The sequence below is a fragment of the Microbacterium sp. NPDC089186 genome (assembly GCF_040685115.1).
Classification (GTDB): Bacteria; Actinomycetota; Actinomycetes; order Actinomycetales; family Microbacteriaceae; genus Microbacterium; species Microbacterium galbum.
The window spans coordinates 698,182-715,488 of sequence record NZ_JBFBHJ010000001.1; the positions used below are offsets into that span (position 1 = coordinate 698,182).

14 protein-coding genes are annotated in these 17,307 nt (G+C 70.8%); 6 read left to right on the plus strand and 8 right to left on the minus strand.

What is annotated here, in order from left to right; translation table 11 throughout:
* Positions 1-51 precede the first annotated feature (51 nt).
* From AB0N82_RS03330 to fgd, 6 genes are read left to right on the plus strand one after another with little or no spacing between them, the layout of a single operon-like run.
* Positions 52-1,194, plus strand: coding sequence for an ABC transporter substrate-binding protein (locus tag AB0N82_RS03330; RefSeq protein ID WP_363388098.1), 1,143 nt, complete (start codon positions 52-54; stop codon positions 1,192-1,194).
* Positions 1,195-1,247: 53 nt separating this feature from the next.
* Complete coding sequence (locus tag AB0N82_RS03335) at positions 1,248-2,099, plus strand: nitrilase family protein (RefSeq protein WP_363388101.1); 852 nt, start codon at positions 1,248-1,250, stop codon at positions 2,097-2,099.
* Positions 2,096-2,659, plus strand: coding sequence for an amino acid synthesis family protein (locus tag AB0N82_RS03340; protein WP_363388104.1), 564 nt, complete (start codon positions 2,096-2,098; stop codon positions 2,657-2,659). The genes AB0N82_RS03335 and AB0N82_RS03340 overlap by 4 nt, the downstream gene beginning before the upstream one ends.
* Complete coding sequence (locus AB0N82_RS03345; RefSeq protein ID WP_363388107.1) at positions 2,656-4,023, plus strand: aminotransferase class III-fold pyridoxal phosphate-dependent enzyme; 1,368 nt, start codon at positions 2,656-2,658, stop codon at positions 4,021-4,023. The genes AB0N82_RS03340 and AB0N82_RS03345 overlap by 4 nt, the downstream gene beginning before the upstream one ends.
* On the plus strand, positions 4,020-4,850 hold the full coding sequence (locus AB0N82_RS03350; RefSeq protein ID WP_363388110.1) for a nitrilase-related carbon-nitrogen hydrolase: 831 nt from the start codon (positions 4,020-4,022) through the stop codon (positions 4,848-4,850). Before AB0N82_RS03345 ends, AB0N82_RS03350 begins: the two co-directional genes overlap by 4 nt.
* Positions 4,851-4,858: 8 nt before the next feature.
* A complete protein-coding gene (gene fgd / locus AB0N82_RS03355; RefSeq protein WP_363388113.1) occupies positions 4,859-5,869 on the plus strand; it encodes a glucose-6-phosphate dehydrogenase (coenzyme-F420) in 1,011 nt (336 codons plus the stop codon).
* 9 nt (positions 5,870-5,878) lie between these two features.
* On the opposite strand, the gene AB0N82_RS03360 is transcribed toward fgd, so the two are convergent.
* From AB0N82_RS03360 to AB0N82_RS03395, 8 genes are all read right to left on the minus strand, one after another.
* A complete protein-coding gene (locus tag AB0N82_RS03360) occupies positions 5,879-7,321 on the minus strand; it encodes a GH1 family beta-glucosidase (RefSeq protein ID WP_363388116.1) in 1,443 nt (480 codons plus the stop codon).
* Positions 7,318-9,531, minus strand: coding sequence for an alpha-xylosidase (gene yicI / locus AB0N82_RS03365; RefSeq protein ID WP_363388119.1), 2,214 nt, complete (start codon positions 9,529-9,531; stop codon positions 7,318-7,320). Before yicI ends, AB0N82_RS03360 begins: the two co-directional genes overlap by 4 nt.
* Positions 9,528-11,567, minus strand: coding sequence for a beta-galactosidase (locus AB0N82_RS03370; protein ID WP_363388122.1), 2,040 nt, complete (start codon positions 11,565-11,567; stop codon positions 9,528-9,530). The genes yicI and AB0N82_RS03370 overlap by 4 nt, the downstream gene beginning before the upstream one ends.
* 36 nt (positions 11,568-11,603) lie before the next feature.
* Positions 11,604-12,503 (minus strand): carbohydrate ABC transporter permease, encoded by a 900-nt coding sequence (locus AB0N82_RS03375; protein ID WP_315994015.1) that lies wholly within the window; start codon positions 12,501-12,503, stop codon positions 11,604-11,606.
* A complete protein-coding gene (locus tag AB0N82_RS03380) occupies positions 12,503-13,432 on the minus strand; it encodes a sugar ABC transporter permease (protein ID WP_363388125.1) in 930 nt (309 codons plus the stop codon). The genes AB0N82_RS03375 and AB0N82_RS03380 overlap by 1 nt, the downstream gene beginning before the upstream one ends.
* Before the next feature lie 56 nt (positions 13,433-13,488).
* Positions 13,489-14,772 carry an extracellular solute-binding protein gene (locus AB0N82_RS03385; RefSeq protein ID WP_363388128.1) on the minus strand — a complete coding sequence of 428 codons (1,284 nt, stop codon included), beginning with the start codon at positions 14,770-14,772 and terminating at the stop codon, positions 13,489-13,491.
* Positions 14,773-14,954: 182 nt separating this feature from the next.
* Positions 14,955-16,124: an ROK family transcriptional regulator gene (locus AB0N82_RS03390; RefSeq protein ID WP_363388131.1), complete on the minus strand. Its 1,170-nt coding sequence runs from the start codon at positions 16,122-16,124 to the stop codon at positions 14,955-14,957.
* 173 nt (positions 16,125-16,297) lie between these two features.
* Positions 16,298-17,305, minus strand: a complete 1,008-nt coding sequence (locus AB0N82_RS03395; RefSeq protein ID WP_363388134.1) for a glycerate kinase — start codon at positions 17,303-17,305, stop codon at positions 16,298-16,300.
* Positions 17,306-17,307 lie beyond the last annotated feature (2 nt).

A 17,307-nucleotide genomic window follows, 5' to 3' on the forward strand; every position in this document is an offset into this window, starting at 1 on the left:
TACCACCGCACGCGCACCCGAACGCACCACCCGTACCCGAGAGGACCCGTCATGACCCCCACCCTCCGCCGCGCCGGCGCCGTCACCGCTGCCGCCGGTCTGTTGCTCTCCCTCGCCGGCTGCGCCGGCATGGGCGGCTCCGCCGAAGCCGCCGCCCCGTCCGCGAACGCCGATTGCGCCTCCGTCGACAAGGTGACCGTCGTCCTCCAGTGGGTCACCCAGGCCCAGTTCGCGGGGTACTACGCCGCCAAGGACAAGGGCTTCTACGCCGACCAGTGCCTCGACGTCACCATCCAGGAGGGCGGCACGAACGTCGTCCCCCAGCAGGTGCTCGCCAGCGGCAACGCCGAGTTCGCCGTGAGCCACGTCATCAAGAGCATGGCGTCGCGCGAGCAGGGCGCCGATGTGGTCAACATCTCGCAGACCTTCGAGCGCGGCGCCTACCTCCAGGTGTCGTGGGCCGACAGCGGCATCTCGTCCCTGACCGACCTCAAGGGCACCAAGATGGGCAGCTGGGGCGGCGGAAACGAGCTCACGCTGTACGCGGCGCTCAAGGCGGAGGGCATCGACCCGACGACCGACATCACGGTGCTCCAGCAGCCCTTCGACATGTCGATGCTGCTGAACCGCGAGGCCGACTCGGTCCAGGCCAAGACCTACAACGAGTACGCCCAGCTGCTCGAGACCGTCAACCCCGCGACCGGAAAGCTGTACCAGCCGTCCGACTTCTCGGTGCTGGACTTCCAGAAGCTCGGCTACGGCACGCTCGAAGACGGTGTCTACGCCCGCGGCGACTGGCTCGCCGAGGGCGACAACGCCGACATCGCGACGCGCTTCCTCGCCGGGACGAACGAGGGCTGGGCCTTCTGCCGCGACGACGCCGACGCGTGCGTCGACATGGTCGTCGCCCAGGGCAGCGCGCTCGGCCACACGCACCAGGCCTGGATGATGAACGAGATCAACAAGCTCATGTGGCCGTCGACGGCCGGCATCGGCGCGCTGTCCGAAGAGGACTGGAAGCGCACCGTCCAGGTCGGCATCGAGGGCGGTGTCCTCACGAAGGATCCCGGCACGGACGCCTACCGGACCGACCTCAACGCCGCGGCGCTGAAGCTGCTCGAGGCCAAGGGGGTCGACGTCACGGGCGCCGATTGGACCCCCGCCACCGTAACCCTCACCGAGGGCGGCAAGTAACCCGACCCCGAGCGAGGGCGGGCACGCGCCCGCCCTCGCGAGAGCGAGACACCATGAGCACCGACTTCCTCATCGCCTGCGCGCAGTTCGATCCGCAGATCGGCGACATCCCCGCGAACATCGCGTCGAGCGAGACAGCGATCCGGGATGCCGCCGCCCTCGGCGCCCGCGTCATCGTGCTTCCCGAGTGCGCGAGCGCGGGATGGGCCTTCACCGACTACGCCGAGTCGTACGCCGCTTCGCAGCCGATCCCCGACGGACCGACGATCGTCGCGTGGCACGAGCTCGCTCGGGAGCTGGACGTATGGATCTGCGGCGGGGTCGGCGAACGAGACGGCGACCGGGTCTACAACAGCGCGGTGCTCATCTCGCCCTCCGGTGTGGAGGCGGTGTATCGCAAGGTGCACCTGTGGAACACCGAGAAGGACGTGTTCGACGCCGGAGACGGCTTCCCCGTCGTCGAGACCCCCTTCGGCCGCGTGGGGATGCTCATCTGCTACGACGCGTGGTTCCCCGAGAGCGCGCGCAGCCTCGCCCTGCAGGGCGCCGACCTCGTCCTCGCCCCGAGCGACTGGGTCCCCAATCCGGGGCAGCAGCCGGGCCCGTCGCTGGCGAACATGATGGCGATGGCCAACGCCCACTCGAACCAGGTCTTCGTCGCGGCCTGCAGTCGCGTCGGCATCGAACGCGGCCAGCGCTTCATCGGCGACAGCGTCATCGTCGGACCCGACGGGTGGCTCCTCGCCGGCCCGGCGCCCGACACCCCCGCCATCGTCACCGCGCGCATCGACCCCATCGGGTCGCGCCCCGCCCGCCGGAACGATCCCTTCAACCGCCCCCTCGGAGACCGTCGTCCCGAGGCCTATCACCTCACCCCGAGTTCAGAGAATCGAGCGCCGCAATGACCCTCTCCGTCCGCAAGATCGTCCGTCACCGCGAGGAGACCCTCCGCGAGAACGGGCAGGACCTGCCCTCGACGCACGTCGTCGCCTGGGTGGCCGCCGTCATCGCCAACCCGTACGGCACCGGCGCCTATGTGCAGGACCTGGTCAGCACGGCCGACGAGATCGGCGCCGAGATCGGACGCCTGCTCGGCCCCGCGTGCGTCGACCTGCTCGACGCGGAGGTCGAGGCCTTCGGCAAGGCCGCATTGGTGGGACTCGGCGGAGAGGTCGAGCACGGCTCGGCGCTCATCCACAACCTGCGCTTCGGCAACGAGTTCCGCACGGCCGCGGGAGGCACCGAACTCCTGCCCGCCGCCGAGAAGGTCGGGCTCACCGGTGCCGCGATCGACGTGCCGCTGAAGCACAAGCTGGATGCCAAGACCCGCTCGCACCATCAGACGATCACCCTCGTGATCCCCGACGCCCCGCGCCCCGACGAGATCGTGATCGCGTGCGTCGCCGCGAACACCGGCCGCCCCCTCGCCCGTCTCGCCGCCTTCGGAGCGGAGGTGGCCCCGTGAGCCTGGACACCGCGAGCGACACCTGGACGACCTCGCGCATCCAGGAGGCCGAGCAGCGCTACGTCATCCGCTCCTGGTCCGTGCAGGGAAAGCCCGCACAGGCCGCGATCTCGCACGGCGAGGGCAGCTGGTTCTGGGACACGGAGGGCAACCGCTACCTCGACTTCCAGTCGCAGCTGGTCAACCTGAACCTGGGCCACCAGCACCCGAAGCTCGTCGAGGCCATCGTCGACCAGGTGCGCACCATGGCGTACATGGGCCCGAACTTCGCCGTCCGCGCGCGCGCCGAGCTCGGCGAGCGCATCGCCGAGATCGCCCCGGGCGACCTGGAGATGAGCTTCTTCACCACCGGCGGCGCCGAGGCGAACGAGAACGCCGTGCGTCTGGCGCAGCACATCACCGGGCGCCCGAAGGTGATGGCGCGCTATCGCTCGTACCACGGCGCGACGGCGGGAGCGCTGTCGTTGACCGGCGACCCGCGCCACCACCATGCGGGCGGCCCGGGCGTCCCGGGCGTCGTCCGGTTCCACGACCCGTACGTGTACCGCACCCCGAGCGGCCGTCCTCCCGAGGAGGATCCGGTGTGCCTGGGCGCGCCTCACGTCGAGGAGATCCTGCAGTACGAGGATCCGTCGACCATCGCCGCGATCGTCATCGAGACCGTCACGGGCACCAACGGCATCCTGGTCCCGCCGGACGGCTACCTCGCCTCGCTCCGCGAGGTGTGCGATCGCCACGGCATCTTCCTCATCTGCGATGAGGTCATGGCCGGCTACGGCCGCACGGGCGAGTACTTCGCGGTGCAGAACTGGGACGTCGTGCCCGACATCGTCACGAGCGCCAAAGGTCTGAATTCCGGCTACGTGCCGCTCGGCGCCATGACGGTGGGCGAGCGTTCGCGCGCGTGGCTGAACGAGAACAAGTTCTGGGGCGGACAGACCTACGCGGGTCACCCGCTCGCGGCGGCCAGCGCGCTGGCATCCCTGCGGATCATGGAAGAGGAGAACATCCTCGACAACGTGCGCGCCCGTGGGGCGCAGTTGGATGCCGGCCTCCGCGCGCTGCAGAGCCGGTACCCGGTGATGGGCGACGTCCGCGGCATCGGCCTCTTCTACGGCGTCGAGTTCGTCACCGACCCGGCCACCCGCGAACCTCTCGTTCCGTTCGGTGCGGTCGGGGCGGCCGCCGCCCCGATGCAGAAGCTGGTCGCCTCGGCCTGGCGCCAGGGCCTGTACCTCAGCGCGAACAACAACGTGCTGCGTCTGACACCGCCGCTCATCATCAACGAGGACGAGATCTCGTTCGCCCTCTCGGTGCTCGACGACGTCATCGGCGAGCTGTCGACCGAGATGGGCCTCGCGTGAGCGCCGTCTCGCGGGTCGCCGCCCTGCAGCTGGCCACCGGGCAGGATCGCGACGACGTGCTGGAGGCGACCGATCGCCTGATCGCCGAGGCCGTCGGCGAGGGGGCCGGGCTGATCGTCCTGCCCGAGCTGTTCGCGGCCCCCTTCGTGCAGCCCGAGCCCGACCCCGACTTCTTCGTGCACGCCGAGTCCCTCGACGGCCCCTCGAACGCGATGGTCCGCGACGCGTCGCGCCGTCACGGGGTGAGCATCGTCTCGTCGATCTTCGAGAGCCGCGAGGTACCGGGCGTCTACGCGAACACCGCGTGCACGTTCGTCGACGGCGAGCTGGTGCAGGTATATCGCAAGTCGCACCTGCCGTTCTCTAACGGCTTCCCCGAGAAGTTTTACTTCCGTCCCGGGCAGGAACCGCCGGCGGCGGTCGACACGACGGTCGGTCCGGTCGGCACGATCATCTGCTACGAGCGGCACTTCCCCGAGCTCGGCCGCCTGGTCGCGCTGGACGGCGGGGTGGTCCTGTCGATCCCGGTCGCTTGTGCCAGCGCCCCCATGAAAGAGGTCTTCCAGCTCGAGCTGCGCGCCCAAGCCGTCGCGAACGGCATGTACGTCGTGTGCGCCAACCGGTCCGGCGTCGAGGGCGTGAAGGACTACTTCGGCACGAGCGCGGTCTACGGCCCGAGCGGCGAGATCCTCGCGGTCGTCGACGAGGGCGACGGGGTGGCGGTGGCCGACATGGATGCTGCCCGCGTGGCATCCATCCGCGCGACCCGCCCGTTCCTGCGCGACCGGCGCACCGATCTGTACGGCGGCCTCGCCGTCGCCGAGTGAGGACGACCATGGGCGTACCCCTGCGTTTGGGATACAAGGCCTCGAGCGAGCAGTTCGGGCCCAACGAGCTCCTTGACTTTGGCGTCCTGGCCGAGGAGATGGCCTTCGACTCCGTCTTCCTCTCCGACCACCTGCAGCCGTGGCGACACGACGGCGGCCACGCCCCGAACGCCCTCCCGTGGCTCGGCGCGCTGGGCGCGCGCACCGAACGCGTGATCATCGGCACGAGCGTGCTCACCCCGACCTTCCGCTACCACCCGGGTGTCATCGCCCAGGTGTTCGCGACCTTGGGCGTGATGTTCCCCGGCCGGGTGGCGCTCGGCGTCGGCACGGGCGAGGCGCTCAACGAGGTGACCCTCGGTCTCGACTGGCCCGAGGGTCCTGAGCGCTTCCAGCGACTGAAAGAGGCGATCACCCTCATCGACAGGCTGTGGAGCGAGGACCGCGTCACCTTCGACGGCACGTACTACTCGGTGAAGGATGCCACCATCTACGACCGCCCCGAGCAGAAGGTCCCGATCTACATCGGCGCCTCCGGTCCGGCGGCGACGCGTCTGGCGGGCCGGATCGCCCAGGGCTACATCACCACGAGCGGCAAAGACCCCTCCCTCTACGCGGAGACGCTTCTGCCCGCGCTCGACGACGGCCTGTCGAAGGCGGGCCGCACGCGTGACGACATCGACACCCTGATGGAGGTGAAGGTGTCGTTTCACCCCGACCACGACACCGCACTGGAGAAGACCCGCTTCTGGGCGCCGCTGGCCCTGTCGGCGGAAGAGAAGATGAGCGTTCACGATCCGCTCGAGATGCAGCGCCTGGCCGACGAGCTGCCGATCGAGCGGGCGGCATCCCGCTTCATCGTCTCCACCGACCCCGACGAGCACGTCGACCGCATCGCGCGCTATGTCGACCTCGGCTTCCGCCACCTCGTGTTCCACGACCCCGGACACGACCAGGAGGAGTTCCTGCGCATGTACGGCGAGGAGATCATCCCCCGCCTGCGCGAGCGCTTCGGCTGAGGAGATGCCTCAGGCCGGCAGCACCCCCGTGCGCGCGAGCCCGGCGTACCAGCGCCCGCTGTCCTTCACGGTGCGCTCGAGGGTGTCGAAGTCGACGCGGACGATGCCGAAGCGCTTCGCGTAGCCGTAGCCCCATTCGAAGTTGTCCATCAGCGACCACACGAAGTAGCCGCGCAGATCGACGCCCTGCTCGAGGGCGCGGTGGGCGGCGGTGAAGTGACGGCGCAGGTAGTCGAGCCGTTCCGGGTCGGGGACGGACCCGTCGTCGGCCACGACGTCGTCGAACGCGGCGCCGTTCTCGGTCACCATGAGCGGCTGCTGCGGGAACTGCTCGCGCAGCGAAAGCAGGAGCTCCTCGAGTCCCTCGGGCGCGATGTTCCAGCCCATGGCGGTCGACGGGCCCGGCTGCGGCAGGAACTCGAGCACGTCGTCGCTCCCGGGCCACGCCGTGCCGCCGGCGGCGGCCTTGTGTCCGTCGTTGCTCTGCTTCGGCGACACCCCGTCCCAGATCTGCGCGGTGACGGTGGAGTAGTAGTTCACGCCCAGCACGTCGAGGGGCTGATGGATGGCCTCCAGGTCGCCCTCGTGCACGAACGACCAGTCGGTGACGGATGCCGTGTCGGCCAGCAGGTCGTCGGGATAGGCCCCGCGCAGCATCGGGCCGGTGAAGGCCCGGTTGGCGAGGGCGTCCACGCGTCGCACCGCCTCCGCCGCCTGCTCACCGCGGCCTCGCGGCACGTGGAAGTTCAGCGTCACCGAGTACTCCGGGTCGCCGGTCGAGGTGGCCCGCAGCGCCTGCACCGCGCGGCCGTGCGCGAGGTTCAGGTGGTGCACCGCGGCGAGCGCGGCGGCCGGTTCGTGTCGCCCCGGCGCGTGTCCGCCCTGCCCGTAGCCGAGGTAGGCCGAGCACCAGGGTTCGTTCAGCGTCGTCCAGGTGTGGATGCGATCGCCCAGAGCCGCGCCCATGATCTCGGCGTAGCGCTCGAAGGCGTCGGCCGTCGCGCGCATCGGCCAACCGCCGGCATCCTCCAGGGTCTGCGGCAGATCCCAGTGGTACAGCGTCGCCACCGGCCGGATGCCCCGCTCGAGCAGGCCGTCGACGAGGCGCGAGTAGAAGTCGACGCCCGCCTGGTTGACCGCGCCGGTGCCCTCGGGGACGATGCGCGGCCACGCGATCGAGAACCGGTAGGCGCCGAGGCCCAGCTCCGCCATGAGATCGAGGTCGGCCTCCCAGCGGTGGTAGTGGTCGCAGGCCACGTCGCCGGTGTCGCCGTTCCAGACGCGACCCGGGGTCTTGCTGAAGGTGTCCCAGATCGAGGGGAGCCGGCCGTCCTGCGCCGCGGCTCCCTCCACCTGGTACGACGCCGTGGCCGAGCCGAACGTGAAGCCCTCGGGGAAGACGAGCCCGCTGTCGCGGTAGTCGGTCGAGCCGGCCGTCGGGGGAAGGGTCATCGGGAGGGCTCCTCGAGGTCGACGGTGAGGACGGACGATCGCCCGTCGGGGGTCGTGACGATGATCTCGCGCGTTCCGCTGCCGCCGGGGAAGACGCGCACCTCGAGTCCGTCGAGGTAGTCGTAGTCGGGTCGGTCCCCCCGCGCCCCCCACGGGATGACAGCGCCCGGGCGGGCGTACAGCGGCAGGCTGTCGAAGCCGTGGCGTTCGCGCAGCCACCGTCCGCCCTCGACCGTCTCGCCGCTCAGCAGGTGGGTCCAGCGCCCCTCGGGGAGGTAGAACTCCACATCGCCCTCGGCCGAGAACACCGGCGCGACGAGGAGGTCGGAGCCGAGCATGTACTGCCGATCGAGGTGGGCGACGGCCGGGTCGTCGGGGAACTCCAACGCCATCGGCCGCATGACCGGCACGCCGGTGTCGGCGGCGGTCAGACCGAGTTGGAAGAGGTACGGCATCAGCCGCATCTTGAGGTTCGTGAACAGGCGCGTGATCTCCACCGCCTCGTCGTCGAACTGCCACGGCACGCGGTACGACTCGGATCCGTGGAAGCGACTGTGGGTTCCGAGCAGGCCGAATGCGGTCCAGCGCTTGAACACCGCGGCATCCGGAAGCCCTTCGAAGCCGCCGATGTCGTGACTCCAGTGCGCGAAGCCGCTCATCGCGAGCGACAGGCCTCCGCGCAGGGTCTCGGCCATCGACGCGAACGTCGAGGTGGAGTCCCCTCCCCAGTGCACGGGCATGCTCTGCCCGCCGGCCGTGGCCGACCGCGCGAACAGCACCGCGTCGCCCTCGCCGCGCTCCTGGACGAGCACGTCGTAGACCGCGCGGTTGTACAGCTCGGTGTAGAGGTTGTGCATGCGGTCGGGCGCGATGCCGTCGGCGTAGACGACGTCGAGGGGGATGCGCTCTCCGAAGTCGGTCTTGAAACAGTCCACGCCCTGCCGCACGAGGCGGCGGAGGTGCTCCTGGAACCAGCGGGTGGCATCCGGGTCGGTGAAATCGACCAGGCCCATTCCGGCCTGCCACAGGTCCCACTGCCACACCGATCCGTCGGCTCGGCGCACGAGGTAGCCCGCTTCGGCCGCCTCGGCGAACAGCGGCGAGGCCTGGCCGATGTACGGGTTGATCCACACGCACACGCGCAGGTCACGCTCGTGCAGGCGCCGGAGCATGCCGTCGGGGTCGGGGAAGACGCGGGGATCCCACTCGAAGTCGCACCACTGGAACTCGCGCATCCAGAAGCAGTCGAAGTGGAACACCGACACGGGCAGCTCGCGGCGGGCCATCTCGTCGATGAACGAGGTGACGGTCGCCTCGTCGTAGTCGGTGGTGAAGCTCGTCGACAGCCACAGGCCGTACGACCATGCCGGCACGACCGGGGGCCGTCCGGTGAGAGCCGTGTAGCGCGAGAGCACGTCCTTCGGGGTCGGGCCGTCGAAGACGAAGTACTCCAGAGCCTCGCCCGCGACGGAGAACTGCACGCGCTCGACCGCCTCGGAGGCCACCTCGAAGGACACGTGGCCCGGGTCGTTGACGAGTACGCCGTACCCGCGGTTCGAGACGTACAGGGGCACGTTCTTGTACGCCTGCTCACTGGAGGTGCCGCCGTCGGCGTTCCAGATGTCGACGGACTGGCCGTTCTTCACCAGCGGCCCGAACCTCTCGCCGAGGCCGTAGACGAGCTCGCCGACGCCGAGGTCGAGCTGCTCGTGGACGAACGTGCGCGGCGGGCTCGATCCCGCCGGGTCGACGATCGCCCGGTCGACCTGCGCCCCCTCGTCGAGGGTGACGTAGGCCTGGGCCTTGGCCGCGCTGGCGGTGAGCAGACGGCCGTCCGATCGGAACGACAGCGCCCACGGCGCACCGGCGGTCACCCGCGCCTCGAGGGCCCCACTGCGCAGCACCCCCGCCTCCGCATCGACCGCTCCGGCCCCGCGACCGGCGCCCGGCAGCGGGAAGGAGCAGCCGCGGCCCCGACCGGTGTGATGCTCGATGCGCACGCGCACGACCCCCTCCGCCGGCGACGACAGGGTCGTGGTGAGCACGGGCCGGTTCAGCGTGTCGCCGCGGCGCTCGATCACCTTCGTCGGGGCGAGCACCCGCAGGCCCGGGCCGTCGATCGTCTCGACCTCGCGGATGTCGACCGCCTCCTGCGCGTACAGCGCGCGCACGCCCGGCCGCAGCTGCCAGAACCCGTCGGTGAACTTCATCGCTCCTCCTCCACGACGACGACGGCTCCGGATGCCACCCGCACGGTGCCGTCGTGCCGCTCCCCCGTCACGAGGTCGCGCCCCGACGCCGACGCCGAGCGCTCGGCATCCGTGTGGTTGATCAGGAAGAGGAACGACGAGCCGTCGCCCACCCGTCGGATCACGTCGAGCCCGGGCTCGGACGCGACCACCGGGCCCACCCCGGCGGCGTCGAGCAGATCGGACAGCACCGCGTCGAGACCTTCGGTGTCGGGGCGGGTCGCGAGGTACGACGCGCTCCCGCGTCCGAGCGAACGCCGCGTCCAGGTCGCCGTGCCGGAGCGTTCGCCGCTGGTCACGCGTGCGCGCACCTCGCTGTCGCGGGCATCGACGTTCTCGAGCCACACCGACGCCGTATGGCCGCTGTCGAGCGTCACGCTCTCGCCCGCCATGAGCGGGAAGAACTCGTCGACGCGGATGCCGAGCAGATCGCGGAAGGCGCCCGGATATCCGCCGGCGCGCACGCGGTTCTCGGGGTCGACGATGCCGGAGAGGTACGTCACGAGCACATGGGCGCCGTCGTTCGCGAGCCGCTCGAGGCGCGCGGGCAGCGCGTCATCGGTCAGGTAGAGGGTGGGAACGACGACCGCCGCGTATCCGTCGAGGTCGGCGGAGGACGGCAGCACGTCGACGGCGACGCCGCGCAGCGTGAGGGCGCGGTGGATCGCGATCGGCATGTCCATCGGGTCGACCAGGTCGCTGGGCATGCGGCCGCTGCGCAGGGCCGCGACCGTGTCGTGGTCGAAGAGCAGGGCGACCCGCGCCTTCTCGACCCGCGTCCCCCGCACGGGGGCGAGGGCCTTCAGCGTCGCGCCGAGCCGTTCGACGTCGCGGAAGATCGCGGAGTCCGCCCCGGCATGCGGCAGCATCGCCGAGTGGTACTGCTCGGCTCCCGCCGTCGACGCCCGCCACTGGAAGAACAGGATGCCGTCGGAGCCCCGAGCCACGTGCGCGAGGGAGTCGCGCGCCATCTCGCCGACGGACTTCGCGCGGTTCACGCCCTGCCAGTTCACCGCGGCCGTCGAGTGCTCCATGAGCATCCAGGGGCGCCCGCCGACCAGGCCGCGCACGCGGTCGGCGCTGAAGGCCAGCTCGCTGTGCCGGAACGGGTCGGCCCCGATCGTGTAATGGTCGTTCGCGACGATGTCGACCTCGCGGGCCCACACCTCGTGATCGGTGGCGCCCGGGGTGTTCATCACCATGAAGTTCGTCGTGATCGGGATTCCGGGGGTGATCCGTCGCAGTTCGTCGCGCTCGGCGCGGTAGTGGCCGATCAACGCGTCGGAGGTGAAGCGCTCGAAATCGAGCAGCAGACCGGGGTTGTGCCCCGTGCGTGCGCCGCGCGGCGGCTCGATCTGGTCGAACGAGGTGTAGTGGTGCCCCCAGAACGCGGTGCCCCACGCAGCGTTCAGACGCGAGACCTCGCCGAAGCGCTCGGCGAGCCAGAGGCGGAAGGCCGCGGCCGTCTCCTCGCTGTAGCAGCGCCCGTTCTCATTGCCGATCTCATTGCTGACGTGCCACATGCGCAGCGCCGGATGCGAGCCGTACCGCTCGGCGATCGCGCGCACGACGCGCAGCGCGTAGCGGCGGAACACCGCAGAACTCGGCGACCAGGCGAGGCGCCCTCCCTGCGCGGTGCGGTGGCCGTCGGCATCCACCGTCGCCATCTCGGGGTGCGCCCGCAGGAGCCAGATCGGCGGCGCCGCGGTCGGGGTGGCCAGGTTCACCCCGATTCCGCCGGCGTGCAGCAGGTCCATGATGCGGTCCAGCCACCCCCAGTCCCAGACCCCGTCGGCGGTCTCGAGCAGGCCCCACGAGAAGATGCCGAGCGACACCGAGGTCACTCCCGCGCGCTGCATCAGCGCGATGTCCTCGGGCCACAGCTCCTCGGGCCATTGCTCGGGGTTGTAGTCGGCTCCGAAGGCGATGCCGTCGGCGATCCAATCGAAGCGGGTGGGGGCGGGCAGGTCGGCGGCGTGCGAGGAGAAGTCGTTCATGGTTCTTTCGTGGGGAGGAGGCGCGAGCGGAGGACGTCAGCCCTTGAGGCTGCCGCTGACGAGGTCGAGTCGCCAGAAGCGCTGCAGGAAGATCATCAGGAGCAGGAGCGGCACGATGGCGAGCAGCGCACCGACGATCGCGAGCGAGTAGAGCGCGGGCGTCCCCGTGCCGCGATTGAGCAGCAGGTAGAGACCCGTGGTGAGGGGATAGAGCTGCTCGTTGCTGAGCATGATGAACGGCAGCAGGAAGTTGTTCCAGATGCCGACGAACTGCAGCATGAACACGGTGATCAGGCCGGGGACCATCACGGGCATCGCGATCGACAGGAAGATGCGGAACTCGCTCGCCCCGTCGAGGCGAGCGGCCTCGACGGTCTCCTCCGGCACCGACGACTGCGCGTAGATGGTGGCGAGATAGATGCCGAACGGGTTGATGATGCTCGGCAGCAGCACGGCCCAGTACGTGTTCGCGAGGCCCAGCTCGGCCATGAGGAAGTACTGCGGGATCGCGAGGGTGATCTGCGGCAGCATGACGCCCGCGAGCAGCACGTTGAACACCACGGCGCGCCCCCGGAACCGGTAGCGGGCGAGCGCGTACCCGGCCGCCGCCGACACGAGGGTCGACAGGACGGCTCCGCCCCCGGCGTAGAGCAGGCTGTTGCCCGCCCACTTCCAGTACACGCCGCCGCCGTAGGTGGAGAGGTCGACGAGGTTCTGCCAGAACCCGGTCCCGGGCAGGAACGAGAAGGTGCTGAACAGCTCCCCGCGCGACTTCGTCGAGGCGGTGATCACCCAGACGATCGGGATGAGCGTGTAGATCGCGCCCATCAACAGCACGAGGGTGGGGATGACGCGGCCCCGGGTCACGGGGCGCGGGCGGCGCGCGGGCGGCCGCGGGGCGCGCGTCGTGGGGGCGTCGGCGGTGAGGGTTGCCATCAGTTCTCTCCGAAGGTGCGGCGCTGCAGGAGGCGGAGGAGCCCGAGCGAGATGACGAGGGTTCCCAGGGCCAGCACGACCGAGGCGGCTGCCGCTCCCGAGGTGTTGTCCAGGTTGAACGCGTCGCGGTAGATCTTCATCAGCGGGAAGAAGTTGAACGAGATCGAGTTCGACATCGACCGCAGCGTCGTGGGTTCGCCGTACGCCTGGAGCGTGGCGATGATCGAGAACAGGAACGTCAGCACGAGCGCGGGGGTGAGCAGGGGCACCTTGATCCGCCAGGCGATCTGCCATTCCGAGGCGCCGTCGATCTTGGCCGCCTCGTAGAGCTCGCTGGGGATGGACCGCAACGCGGTGTACATCACGATCATGTTGAAGCCGACACCCGCCCACACGGCGATGTTCGACAGCGACAGGTAGAGCCACGAGCCGTTCAGGAAGTCGACCGACGGCAGCCCCACCGCCTGCAGCACGTAGGTCGCAGGGCTCGTGCGCGGAAGATAGAGGAAGCCCCACAGCAGAGCGCCGATCACCCCGGGCACGGCATACGGCAGGAAGATCGCGAGGCGCGAGAAGCGGGCCAGGCGCACCCCGGGCAGATCCAGCAGCAGCGCGAACGTCAGCGCGAGACCGAGGGTCAGCGGCACCGAGATGAGGGCGAAGATCCCGAGCCGACCCAGGGATGCCACGAGTTCGGGATCGGTGAGCGAGGCGACGTAGTTGTCGAGACCGACGAAGGTCTGCCGACGGATGCCGAAGGCGCCGCCGCTGGAGCGCAGCTGCATGACGCTGAGGTAGATGGCGTACCCGATGGGCACGATGAGGAACATCGTGAACAGCGCGAGCGCGGGCGCGAGGAACGCCCACGGGGCCACGCGGGGCCGGAGGGAGGTGCGCCGGGATGCCGCGCGCGAGACGGTGGTGGTCACAGGTCGTTCTCCTGGGTCGGCGGTGGGAGGGCGCGGGCCCTCCCACCGCGGGGCGATCACTGGACCGTGAATCCGGACTTCTCGAGGTCGGCGACCACGGCATCCTGAGCCGACTTCAAGACGGCGGTGTACGAGCCGCCGCTCTGCGTCGCGGCCTTCACCCCGTCGGACCACGAGTCGAAGGCCACCTGCACGTTCGGACCCCAGGTGAAGGGGGCACTGTTCTCGGCGATGTCGACGGCGAGGTCCCAGAAGTCCGCCTGGTCGCTCACCAGGTCGGGCACGGGCTGACCCGCGAGCTGCGACTGGCCCGCCGAGGAGGCCGGGAACAGACCGATGTCGATGAGCCCCTTGGTGCCCTCGTCGCTCGCATTGAGCCACTGGAGGAACTCGACGGCCTCCTTCGGGTGCTCGGTGTTCTTGGTCACCATGACGGAGGAGCCGCCCATGAAGCCGGTGCCGGTCTCGCCGTCCCACGTGGGCATCTTCGCGGCGGCCCAGAGGCCCGCGGTGTCGGGCGCCACCGAGAACGCGGCGGCGGGTGCCCAGGCCCCCGCGGTCCAGCTGAGGATGCTGCCGTCGTTCATCTTCGTGCCCCACTCCGGGGTGAAGAAGTGCGTGGTGTCGACGAGACCCTGCTCGACCAGCGGCTGCCAGAAGTCCACGACGCGCTGCGTGGGGGCCTCGTCGATGCCGACCTTCCAGGCGTCGCCCTTGGTGGCCCACCACTCGGCGCCGAGGGGCTGCGCGTAGGCGGCCATCGTCGACGCGTCGTCGGGGTAGCCCCCGAGCAGGGTGCCGGGGAGGGTGGTCTTCACCGTCTGCGCCAGTGCCGCGTACTCGTCCCAGGTGGACGGCGCGCTCCATCCGTTCTGATCGAAGACGTCCTTGCGGTACATGAAGATCATGGGGCCGGTGTCCTGGGGCACGGCGTACACGCCGTCTCCGACGGTGACCAGGCTCAGCGCCCCCTCGGAGAAACCGTCGGTGAACGTGTCGGCGTACTCGCTGATGTCGAGAGCCACGTCGCTGACGACCATGTTGGGCAGCTTCTGGTACTCGGCCTGGGCGAGGTCGGGACCCTCGCCCGCGCGCTGTGCCGCGAGCAGCTTGGCGATCATGTCGTCGGCGCCCGCGGCCTCGACCACCTTCACCTGGATGTCGGGATTCTGCTCGTTCCAGACATCGATGACGTCGCCGATGCCGGGCGCCCACGCCCAGTACTCGAGGGTCACCGGACCCGAGGACTGCCCCGCATCGCCGGCGCAGCCGGCGGTGGTCAGGACGGCGGCACTCGCGACGGCGAGGGCCCCCACGCGGAAAAGACTGCTGCGCTTCACGAACTACTCCTTTGTAGGTGCGACCGGCTCCGGGCGAGGGTGCGGCCGATGCTCCCCGGGGCCGACCCCCGGGTGCTCGCGTCCTACCCTCGCCGCCCCGCTCGATTTTGTCAACCTATGAAACAAAAACGATCCGCGCGCACGCGAAGGAAGGCCCCGCGTCGGGGGCGGTGTGCGCCGGGTCAGACCGAGAGCAGCTCGCGGATCGCCGTCGCGGCGGCGCCGCGGGCGTACAGACCGAAGGCGAAAGGCGGTCGGTCGATGCGGACGCTCGTGCGCGGAACCTGCTCCAGGTGCGCGCTGAGGCCGTCGTCGAACGCGGCGGGGTCCAGGTCGAGCATGTCGAGGCCCTCGCCCATGAGAGAGATCAGCTCCGGGTCGAGGAGGTTCACCGTCTCGGCCACCGCCGCCCCCAGGGCGTAGGCCGCCGACGCGAACGCCGCGCGCTCGCGCCCGTCGGCGGCGCGCGCACGCTCGAGGGCGACGGCGTAGTCGCCGGGCACCACGCCGGCGTTCGCTTCGATGGCCGGCATGCTCACGAAGCTGTGCACGCAGTCGGGGTGCCCGTTCGTGCACGGACGCCCCGTCCGGGCGATCCGGGTGTGACCCACCCGGCCGCTGCGCCCGTGAGACCCCTGCACCAACTCGTCGTCGATGACGACGCCGCACCCGATGCCGGCGCCGACCCCGTAGACGACGACGGAGCGGTGGTCGACGCCGCTGCCGAACCAGTGGTGAGCGGCTGTCAACGCGTGCACGTCGTTCGCGATGGTGACGGGCATCCCGACCCGCTCGGCCAGCAGCCGCGCCAGCGGCACCGGGGCGCTCCACCCGAGCAGGGGCGAGCTCGCCACGAGGGGCTCCCCCTCCCGTCGCAGGACGTCGGCCGCGAGCCCGACGCCGAGCGCCGACATCGTCCCGTGCCGGGCTCCCAGCGCCCGGGTCGCGTCGACGATCGCGTCGACGACCTCACCCTCGGCCGGCGAGACGAGGGCGATCTCGAGTTCGTCGACGACGGTCGCAGCGAGGTCGGTGACCACCGCGTACACCCGCTCCGCGGTCACCTTCACCCCGACGAAGTGCGCCGCCTGCGGACGCAGGTGCAGCTCTTCGGCGGGGCGCCCGCGCGAGGCGCTGGCCAGCATGTCGCCCGGCAGGATCAGACCCGCATCGACCAACTCGCGCGCCACTCGCGTGAGGCTCGCACGCGAGAGCCCCAGGCGCTCCGCGATGCGGATGCGAGAGCGCGGCCCGTGCACCAGCAGGTCCAGCAGCACCCGCCGACCCGTCGCGCTCAGCGCCGACCACCGGAGGGGCGGGCCCGAGGCGATCTCGGCGGGGTGCGACGTCACGAGATGAGGCTACGCCCCACCGGCACTCGCAGACCCTCCTCCCGCGGTGCCGGCGGCGCGGCAACCGGCGAACGAGACCGTGGATGCCATCGCCCCGGCGCTCGTGCGGGCGCAGCCCCCACCGCACGGCGCCGTCGAGGTCGAGGCACAGGCACATAGCCTCCCGCCCCTGATCAGGAGGGGATGACGGCGCTCCACCGCTCCAGCGCCGTCGCGGTCGCGATCCGGACGGCGGTGGCGGGTTCCTGACGCGCCCGCCGCTCGCCCACGGTCTCGACGAGCGACATCGCGCGCAGGTCCGCCGCCCCCGCGTCGACGACCCCCGCGACCACGAGGGCGCGCACCCCGTGCGCCGCGGCGAGCGCGAGCACGTGCCCGGGGCCTTTCCCGGCCAGGGAGGTCTCATCGAAGGCCCCCTCGCCGGTGAGCACGAGGTCGGCGCCCGCGATCAGCGTGTCCAGCCCCAGCGCGTCGGAGACGTAGGCGGCCCCGTCGACCAGCTCCGCACCCGCCGCCGACAGCGCGCCCGAGAGCCCACCCGCGGCGCCCGTGCGGGGAACGCGACGCACGTCGCATCCGAAGCGAAGCGCCCACTCCGCGGCATCCGTCTCGAGCCGCTGCGTGAGGCGCCGCACCATGGCGGCATCCGCCCCCTTCTGCGGCGCGAAGACCCGCGCAGCGTCGTCGAACGCGACGGTCGTGTCGGTCAGCACGACGACCCGCCCGGAAGCGAAGGGGACGCGATCACCGAGAGCCTCGAGCGCTCCGCGTCCGCCGTCGGTCATCGCCGAGCCGCCCATGCCGACGACGATGCGCGACGCGCCGCCGTCGAGTGCGAGGGCGACGAGCTCGCCCACGCCCCGGCTCGTGGCGGCCCAGGGATCGTTGCCGCTCGCTCCCCCGGCGAGCACGAGCCCGGATGCAACGGCCGACTCGATGACGGCCCGATCGCCGTCGAGGCGCCACGGCGCACGCACCGGCGCCCCCCGGGGTCCGGTCACCACGTCCTCGCGGTTCGCGCCGCCGAGAGCGTCGAGCGTGCCGTCACCGCCGTCGGCGATGGGCACGCCCACCACCTCCGCGCTGCGTCGCCACGCGTGCACGGCCTCGGCCATGGCATCCGCCGCCGCCCGGGCACTCAGGGTGCCCTTGAACTTGTCGGGGGCGACGATCACGCGCATGC

What these genes read in the sequence shown, in the direction of transcription:
- AB0N82_RS03340 (WP_363388104.1), top strand. Translation starts at nt 2,096, where the DNA reads ATGACCCTCTCCGTCCGCAAGATCGTCCGTCACCGCGAGGAGACCCTC.
- AB0N82_RS03375 (WP_315994015.1), bottom strand. Translation starts at nt 12,503, where the DNA reads ATGGCAACCCTCACCGCCGACGCCCCCACGACGCGCGCCCCGCGGCCG.
- AB0N82_RS03335 (WP_363388101.1), top strand. Translation starts at nt 1,248, where the DNA reads ATGAGCACCGACTTCCTCATCGCCTGCGCGCAGTTCGATCCGCAGATC.
- AB0N82_RS03395 (WP_363388134.1), bottom strand. Translation starts at nt 17,305, where the DNA reads ATGCGCGTGATCGTCGCCCCCGACAAGTTCAAGGGCACCCTGAGTGCC.
- AB0N82_RS03330 (WP_363388098.1), top strand. Translation starts at nt 52, where the DNA reads ATGACCCCCACCCTCCGCCGCGCCGGCGCCGTCACCGCTGCCGCCGGT.
- AB0N82_RS03370 (WP_363388122.1), bottom strand. Translation starts at nt 11,567, where the DNA reads ATGAACGACTTCTCCTCGCACGCCGCCGACCTGCCCGCCCCCACCCGC.
- yicI (WP_363388119.1), bottom strand. Translation starts at nt 9,531, where the DNA reads ATGAAGTTCACCGACGGGTTCTGGCAGCTGCGGCCGGGCGTGCGCGCG.
- fgd (WP_363388113.1), top strand. Translation starts at nt 4,859, where the DNA reads ATGGGCGTACCCCTGCGTTTGGGATACAAGGCCTCGAGCGAGCAGTTC.
- AB0N82_RS03360 (WP_363388116.1), bottom strand. Translation starts at nt 7,321, where the DNA reads ATGACCCTTCCCCCGACGGCCGGCTCGACCGACTACCGCGACAGCGGG.